The sequence below is a fragment of the Clostridium sp. AF34-10BH genome (genome assembly GCF_003478095.1).
GTDB classification, from domain to species: domain Bacteria; phylum Bacillota; class Clostridia; order Lachnospirales; family Lachnospiraceae; genus Acetatifactor; species Acetatifactor acetigignens.
Genome location: NZ_QUEC01000062.1, coordinates 1 through 3,713, shown reverse-complemented (window position 1 = coordinate 3,713; position 3,713 = coordinate 1). Strand labels below are relative to the sequence as shown.

5 protein-coding genes and 1 pseudogene are annotated in these 3,713 nt (G+C 35.2%); all 6 read left to right on the top strand.

Going from position 1 to position 3,713, the window contains the following annotated elements; translation table 11 throughout:
- A pseudogene (locus DWZ61_RS19305) lies at positions 1 to 668 on the top strand (hypothetical protein); the annotation flags it as partial.
- A gap of 22 nt (positions 669 to 690) precedes the next feature.
- A complete protein-coding gene (locus DWZ61_RS19300; RefSeq protein ID WP_007884548.1) occupies positions 691 to 1,128 on the top strand; it encodes an SUKH-3 domain-containing protein in 438 nt (145 codons plus the stop codon).
- 29 nt (positions 1,129 to 1,157) lie between these two features.
- Complete coding sequence (locus DWZ61_RS19295) at positions 1,158 to 1,901, top strand: DNA/RNA non-specific endonuclease (RefSeq protein WP_207664196.1); 744 nt, start codon at positions 1,158 to 1,160, stop codon at positions 1,899 to 1,901.
- Positions 1,902 to 1,909: 8 nt separating this feature from the next.
- Positions 1,910 to 2,422: an SMI1/KNR4 family protein gene (locus DWZ61_RS19290; protein ID WP_118540108.1), complete on the top strand. Its 513-nt coding sequence runs from the start codon at positions 1,910 to 1,912 to the stop codon at positions 2,420 to 2,422.
- Positions 2,423 to 2,562: 140 nt separating this feature from the next.
- Positions 2,563 to 2,844 (top strand): hypothetical protein, encoded by a 282-nt coding sequence (locus DWZ61_RS19285; protein ID WP_182427211.1) that lies wholly within the window; start codon positions 2,563 to 2,565, stop codon positions 2,842 to 2,844.
- A 103-nt stretch (positions 2,845 to 2,947) separates the two neighbouring features.
- The gene (locus DWZ61_RS19280) at positions 2,948 to 3,487 is read left to right on the top strand and encodes a SecY-interacting protein Syd (RefSeq protein ID WP_182427210.1); all 540 of its coding nucleotides are present in this window, start codon (positions 2,948 to 2,950) and stop codon (positions 3,485 to 3,487) included.
- Positions 3,488 to 3,713: the final 226 nt, after the last annotated feature.

The window sequence follows — 3,713 nt, the reverse complement described above, 5'->3', positions numbered from 1 at the left end:
TGCAGGAAGACGTCTATCAGGGGGATGGACTGAATCTGTATGCGTACTGCGGGAATAACCCAGTGGTGTATGATGATCCGAGTGGGTATAAAAGGAAAGCTTGTCCTCCGCAGGGGAAAATTAGTGAAAGTGTTGATGAGAGTGGTAATTACTCTAGCTTAAGAGAGCTGATGTTACCAGAAGAAGTTGCCAGGTATGACGAGCATTGGCTTGATGTTGCAGAAAAGATAAGTAATGAGGCTCTTGATAATCAAATTGATTTTATTAAAAATGGTGGAATAACTAAGCCGGGAGGTGGTGCATATAAACCTGCGAAGATAAGTGCTGCTGTAGATTTAAATACTGGTGATATATATTTTGGATATAACGGTGCTAATAAGTTTAATCCTTCAATTCAAGAAATACATCCAGATTTACAACAAAGAATAAATAGAACTATGAGTCTGGCAGGAAATTCAATTGATAATGAATATGCAAGTAGAATGAGCTTTGAAAAGTGGAGTGTAGATAATTGTGCAGAAATATATTCTGTAAACAATGCATTACAAAATCAAGCAACGTTAGATAATATTTTTATTAATACAAAATATTTTAAAGATGGAAAATACGCTTTGCCGTGTCGAAATTGCCAAGTGACATTTGAAGGATGTTTATTCCCAAAACAATAGGATTGAAAGGAATGTTAATATTATGGAAAAAGTGACAGAGGAGAGACTAGTAAAAGCTGGTTGGGATGAAAAAAGAACAATAGATATATCTAATATTAAAGATGTGTATCAGAAGCTTGGGCTTGTCATGCCGATGAATGTAGAAAAATTTTTGACGGTATACGGTATGCTTGTTTTTGAAGATGATGAAAGAAAAGAAAATTTGGAGTTTATCCCAGAAAAAGCACTGGGATGCAATTTGGATAAAGTATATTTTGAAGAGTTACTGGAAGAATATGATATTAATGAAATAGTATATCCTGTAGGGGTTGCGTGTAGAGGAAATTTAATGGTGTTAATGACGGAACAAGATGTGTTTTATTGTTATACAGATGGGTATTTAGAAAAAGCAGGAGAGAATGTTGAACAAATGCTTGACTGTTTAGTAGGAGAATGCAATGAGGCAGTAGTAATAAGTTAAAGATGTATCAGCGGTATTTTTAAGGCTCTTTGCTTGGTGCTGGAAGTATTTTAGCCGGGGCGTTTATAGGTGCGGGTATTGGTGCATTATCTACGACAGCGATGAAAGCAGGAGAGGAGATTTCGACTGGAAATGTCCGAAGTGCAGGTGAAAGACTTGCGTATGCAGTCTTTGATGACAGTATGTCATGGGATGAGAAGTGGGCATATGCTTTTGATCCAGAACAGATGGTGGCAGATTTTGTAACAGGTGTTGTCATAGGAGAATTCCTTGATGGAATGATGGCAGCAACACAGAATAAATTAAGAAGTATTTTTGCAAATTATGATGCTGCGATGCGTGAGGCTATTGAGAGTGGTAGTGGTTCTGTTACATATGATGAACTAGACTCATTAGGTAGAACGACGGGAATTGAAGCTGCTATTACACAGGATATGATTGGAACAGGAAGTCCTGCCAAATCATCTATAAAACCAGCAGGTTTTGGAGGGCAAGCCCAAGGGCATGCAAGAGGACATTTGTTAGGTAACCAGCTAGGAGGTTCTGGAAGTGACCCCAGAAATTTAGTGACAATTTACCAAAATCCAGTTAATCATCCATTAATGAGTTCAATTGAAGCAAATGTTCGTAAAGCAGTTGAAGGAGGACAGATTGTAAATTATAGGGTTACGCCTATCTATGAAGGTAATAATCTTATACCATGTGGAATCACAATTCGAGCAGAAGGCAGTGGTGGCTTGAATATATATGAAACGATATTAAACAGGAAGTAGGTTTGTTTATGGATTATAATATTAATGGGCTTTTACCAATACAACGAGGAGAGAACAAGAAGAACGCATGGGAAGAAGTTGAGAAAAGAATAGGGCTTATCTTTCCTAAGGATTACAAATTATTTATTGATTCATATGGTGAGGGAGGGATTAATGAGTTTTTATGGATATTATCTCCGTTTAGTGAAAATGAAAATTTAAATTCTATAGAGAAATTTAAATCGATGCAAGAAGCATATATAAGTATGCAAAGAGAATTTCCAGAGCAGCTTTTGCTTAACTTTTACAATGGGAAAAGTGGTTTGTTTCCATGGGGAATTACAGATAATGGAGATGAATTGTTTTGGAATTTTAAAGGAGATATGTTAGAGATTGTGGTATATGAGTCAAGATATGCAAGGAATATTAGCTATATAATGGGCATGGAAGAATTCTTGTGTAAATTATTAAAAAGGGAGATAGAATGTCCTTTTTTTCCTGATGATTTTATCTTAGAGAGTAATTACTATGAAAAAATATAGTTTAGCTATGCCTTCGTATAAGAACATCAGCGGGGACATTTGGTCTTTAAATTAAGCAGAATGGTGATCGCCGAAAGAGATGTAGATTAATTTAAGGAACCTAGCACTCCTAGTGATGTGGAGACAATAGAGATGTTGATATGAGCGACCATGGAAATCCTAAAAAATACCCAGAAGTTCACATGAACATACATGGGAGTATAACAATGGGAAGCCTAAAAGAAATTAATTTATTAAGAATCCAAAATGGAAAGGCACCAATTGTTAATGAGAAGTTTTTGGAATATTTCCCACAATATGCTGATTATTTAGACCAACCTTTAATACATCATCATATAGGTGGAGGGGGACAAGCTATGCCTATTCCGCAAGATTTACATAGTGGAAGCGGGGGGGGGTTCATAATGTCGAAAAACAATTAGGCATTTGGGGTGGAGTAGATGATAGTGTATTTTCAGAATTACTTCAAAGTATTAAATCCATGACAATACGCACAAAAAAATGGAAGAATGTGAGGATAAAATAATGTCAGTAAAAAATGAAATGGATATGTTTTTTGAAAAATTTTTAAAAAAATACGAAGAAACAGCGGTAGGTTTACCTAGATGTCCTAAAAGGAAAAATATAGATCAGACAATATATATAGGTGAAACTGATTCCGAAGGATATAGTAAATGGAAACCGATACCATATGGTCGGGATGAAAGTTTTCTTAGATTGCTAGAGATATATGGAATTGAAAAGAATGAGGATATAGTAGAATATTTCAGTACATATTATTTTTTGAGAATTGATATAAAATTTAAAAATTATTTAATCAGCATAAATTCTGTAGAACCAAAAGATGAATATAAAAGTTTAAGACGGAAAATAGATGCATATACCGATTCAAATGGAAAAATAACGCATATACCGATTGGAGTAGAACAACAGAAGGCAAATTATAACGTCGTGGTGGAGGTAAAAACAGGAGTTGTTAAATTTGCAGATGACGAAAAAGGAAAAATGAGAAAAATTGCACCATCTTTGGAAGAATTTATAAAAGGATGGGAACCGTGGGTTTAAGCAAGTCGAAAAAGACGATGGATATAAACCACTAAGCCCCGGGAAAATGGAAAAATAACACAAGAGATGAGGAATGACGGATACGATAATTCTGACAAGTGCTATTGTCTTCTACAGTGTTTATTTAACGATGATGTATTGTTAATGAATTTTTATTAGATTAATTCCCGGACGGCTTTGAAGTGCACCATGAATATAATGAGCACCATGATCTGGTACATACATG